Origin of the sequence: Paenibacillus sp. Aloe-11 (assembly GCF_000245715.1) — a bacterium.
Classification (GTDB): Bacteria; Bacillota; Bacilli; order Paenibacillales; family Paenibacillaceae; genus Paenibacillus; species Paenibacillus kribbensis.
The window spans coordinates 1-4,162 of the sequence record NZ_JH601086.1 but is presented as its reverse complement, the minus strand read 5'-3'; the positions used below and the strand labels follow the sequence as shown (position 1 = coordinate 4,162).

1 protein-coding gene is annotated in these 4,162 nt (G+C 48.8%); it reads left to right on the top strand.

Annotation, left to right across the window (positions count from 1 at the left end; translation table 11 throughout):
• Positions 1 to 4,162: condensation domain-containing protein (locus WG8_RS25860; RefSeq protein ID WP_007433262.1), on the top strand; the 4,162-nt coding region annotated here is incomplete at both ends.

Sequence of the window (4,162 nt, the reverse complement as noted above, 5' to 3'; positions counted from 1 at the left end):
ATTACAGCAGAAGGCGAACCGGAAGCGGAAGAGCTGCGGGAACAGCTTATGCAGGAGCTGCCTGATTACATGGTGCCGTCCAGCTTTATGCAGCTGGAACACATGCCGATGACTCCGAGCGGAAAGATTGACCGAAAGGCGTTGCCTGAGCCCGATCTGAGTGTGAGTGCAGTGGAGGAATATGAGGCACCGAGAAACAAGATAGAGAAGATATTGGCTGAAATATGGGGAAAAGTCCTGAAAGTCGAACGGGTCGGCATTAAGGATCACTTTCTCAATCTGGGGGGAGATTCCATTAAAGCCATCCAGGTCGTGTCCAAACTTCACGATTACAAGCTAAAGCTGCAGTTGAAGGATCTTTTTGACCATCCTGTAATTGAGCAATTGAGTGCTTATGTACAATCTGTCGAGCATACTGCTTTTCAAGGAATGGTAACAGGGGAAATGATGCTCACGCCTATCCAAAGCTGGTTTTTCGAGCAGCCTTTTGCAGCAACACATCACTTCAACCAGTCAGTTCTGTTACATCGGAAACAGGGTTTTGACGAAAAGAGGTTAAGAAAAGTGTTCGACCGCTTGGTGGAGCACCATGATGCGCTGCGTATTGTAGTGCGTGAGAAGGCGGGACAGGTGGCTTTGTTCAACCGGGACATGGAAGGCGAGCTATATTCACTGGAGGTAAAGGATTTTACAAAGGATGATATAAATGCCAATGCGGTAAAGGAGGAAGCCATCCGGCTTCAGTCAGGCATGGATTTAGAGCGTGGACCTCTGATGCATGCAGGCTTGTTCAAAACGGGAGACGGTGACTATCTGTGCATAAGTATTCACCACCTGGTGGTTGACGGGATTTCTTGGCGGATTCTTTTTGAGGATCTTTCTACGGGATACCGGCAGGCGGAAAAGGGAGAAAAAATTACATTCAGAGGGAAAACGGACTCTTTCCGCGCATGGTCTGAACAACTTTATACGTATGCCGGCAGCGGGGAGCTTCTGCAGGAAATCACATATTGGCGCGAGCTGGAGCAGAATGAAATCAAGCCTATTCCCAAGGATCATTCCGTTCATAGCAGAAAATATATGGATAGCGACCATATCGAAATCGAGTTGGATGAAGTCCAAACCGCCAAGCTGCTAAGAGAAGTGAACAAGGCTTACAATACGGAAATCAACGATGTTCTTTTGATGGCACTGGGAGAGGCGATTCGAGAATGGACAGGAGAAGACAAGGTACTTGTTAACCTGGAGGGGCATGGGCGCGAAGAAATCATTCAGGATGTGGATATCAGCAGAACCGTTGGCTGGTTTACCGCCCAATACCCTGTGATTTTGGATATGTCAGGTGTCAAAGACGTGTCTTCCCGTCTGAAATCCGTCAAAGAAAGCCTCCGGCGTATTCCGCATAAAGGCATCGGCTATGGCATTTTAAAATACCAAACGATTGTTCAGGACGAAGAAATCTTAAAATTAAAATTGCGGCCTGAGATCAGCTTCAACTACCTGGGGCAATTTGACCAGGATATCGATACCGAAATATTTACCCTCTCTGATGTTCTTGCCGAAGAGACCATTTCACCCGATATGCAGAGACCTTATTGCCTGGACATTAACGGAAGGGTGGCTGATGGAAAGCTGCGACTGAGCTTTGCCTATCACAAGCACGAATATGAAAAGGCCACGCTGATCAGAGTAGGGGAAAGCTTTAAGCGTAATCTGGAGCAAATTATTGAGCATTGCGCATCACGGGAATATACGGAACTGACAGCCAGTGATGTGAGTTCCAGACACATTATGATGGAGGAGGTAGAAGAGGTATACCGCGCGATGGGGGATTCCAGGTCCAATATCACGGATATTTATACACTGACCCCTATGCAGTCGGGAATGCTATACCACTTCCTCAGGGAGCAAAACTCACATGCGTATTTTGAGCAGGCCGTGATCAGTCTGCAGGGTGAGATCGATAGAAGTTTGTTTGAGCGAGCTTTCCAGCAGGTAATTCAAAGGCACGATATTTTGCGGACCGCCTTTGTTTATGAAAAGGTGGAAAAACCGCTTCAGGTCGTTTTAAAGGACAGACCGGCTGAAATGTTTTTCGAGTATATTTCCTTCTTGACAGAGAGAGAAAAAGAAAACTATGTTGAAGCCTATTTGGACAAGGACAGAGAAAAGGGCTTTGATCTCACCCGGGAGCCGCTAATCAGATTCGCTTTGATTAGAATGAGTGCCGACAGCTACCGTTTGATTTGGAGTTTTCATCATATCATTATGGATGGTTGGTGTCTTGGCATTGTATTTAAAGAGCTGCTGGAAGTTTACAGTGCGCTTCATCAAGGAAGCATACCGCAATTAGGTACGGTGCATCCTTATCGTCAATATATCCAGTGGCTAGAACAAAGGGATGATCGGGAAACGGCGGCTTACTGGGAGAATTATCTTACGGAGTACGAACAGCCGGCGCTGCTGCCCAAAACCAAAAATAGCAGGGCTAATTCGGGATACATTCAGGAGGAATACGATTTTACGATAAATAGAGACATGAAGGAAAGCTTGGAGGGGATTGCAAGAGAAAGCGGCGCTACGTTAAGTACGGTGATTCAGGCCGTATGGGGGATTTTGCTGCAACGGTACAACAATACCCGGGATGTGGTGTTCGGGACGGTTGTCTCGGGAAGGCCGGCGGAAATCCAAGGTGTTGAACGGATGGTAGGGCTATTTATCAATACGATTCCTGTCAGAGTCCGGGCAGAAAAGGAAGAAAGCTTCTCGGCCCTGGTTGCCAAACTGCAGCGGGAGGCATGGCTATCTGAGCAGCATCACTATTATCCGCTGGCAGAAATTCAGTCGCGGACCGCTCATGGAAGCGGATTGGTGCAAAACCTGCTGGCCTTTGAAAATTATCCGATGGAGGAAGCCGTCAAAGGACAGGGCGACCACGGACCGGATTTGAGGGTTCTGTCCGCAAAGGTCTCCGAACAGACGAGTTTTGATTTTAATTTCATTGTTATGCCTGAACATGATTTGCAGATCAAATTCCGCTACAATAGCTTGGCCTATGACAGAAACTTTATGGAGCGGGTAGCCGGGCAGATTCAAATGATCATCCGTGAAATCGTCCGTTGTCCAAAGATGCGAATCGAAGATATCGAAATCGTACCGGAGGAAGAGGGCAGCCTGCTGCTCCGCGATTTTAATCGCACGGAGGCGGAGTATCCGAAGGATCAAACGATTAACGCGTTGTTTGAGGAACGAGCGGAGCAAAGAGCAGATCATCCGGCTTTAGTCTGGGGAGAGCAAACACTGACCTACCGGGAACTGAACGAGCAGGCGAATCGGCTGGCCATCGTCTTGAGAGAGCGCGGAGTGAAGGCGGACGATATCGTCGCCATCATGACGGAGCGTTCCATGGAAATGGTCATCGGCATCCTGGGCACGCTCAAAGCGGGCGGAGCCTACCTGCCGATCGATCCGAACTATCCGGAGGAACGGATTCACTACATGCTGGAGGACAGCGGCGCGTCCATGCTGCTGACGCAAAAGCATCTCCGGGACAAGCTCACTTATCACGGCCCGATCATGGATGTGGCTGGCGAAGAGTTGAAGCATTTAGAACTGGATGGCCATGCCAATCTGCAACCTGTTAACAAGCCGGAGGATTTGGCCTATATCATCTATACCTCAGGTTCTACTGGGAAGCCCAAAGGGGTCATGGTAGAACACCGGGGAATCATCAACCTTTGGCATTTCTTCCAGGAACAATGGGGGGTGAACGGATCGGATCGGATGCTGCAGTTTGCCAGCAGTTCGTTTGACGCTTCGGTCTGGGAAATGTTCACGATTTTACTGGGAGGCGGAACGCTTTATCTGGTTTCGCGAGATATTATTAATAACCTGAATGAGTTTGCGCGCTTTGTCAACGAAAACCAAATTACGATTGCGTTGCTACCGCCTACCTATCTGGCGGGGATAGAACCCGACAAGCTGCCGGCACTGAAAAAACTGGTGACAGGTGGATCAGCGATCACGAAAGAACTGGTGACGCGGTGGAAGGACAGCGTGGAGTATATGAACGCCTATGGTCCGAGTGAATCGAGTGTCATAGCAACGGCGTGGACGTACCGGGAAGAGGATATGGGGTATTCATCGGTACCGATTGGCAAAC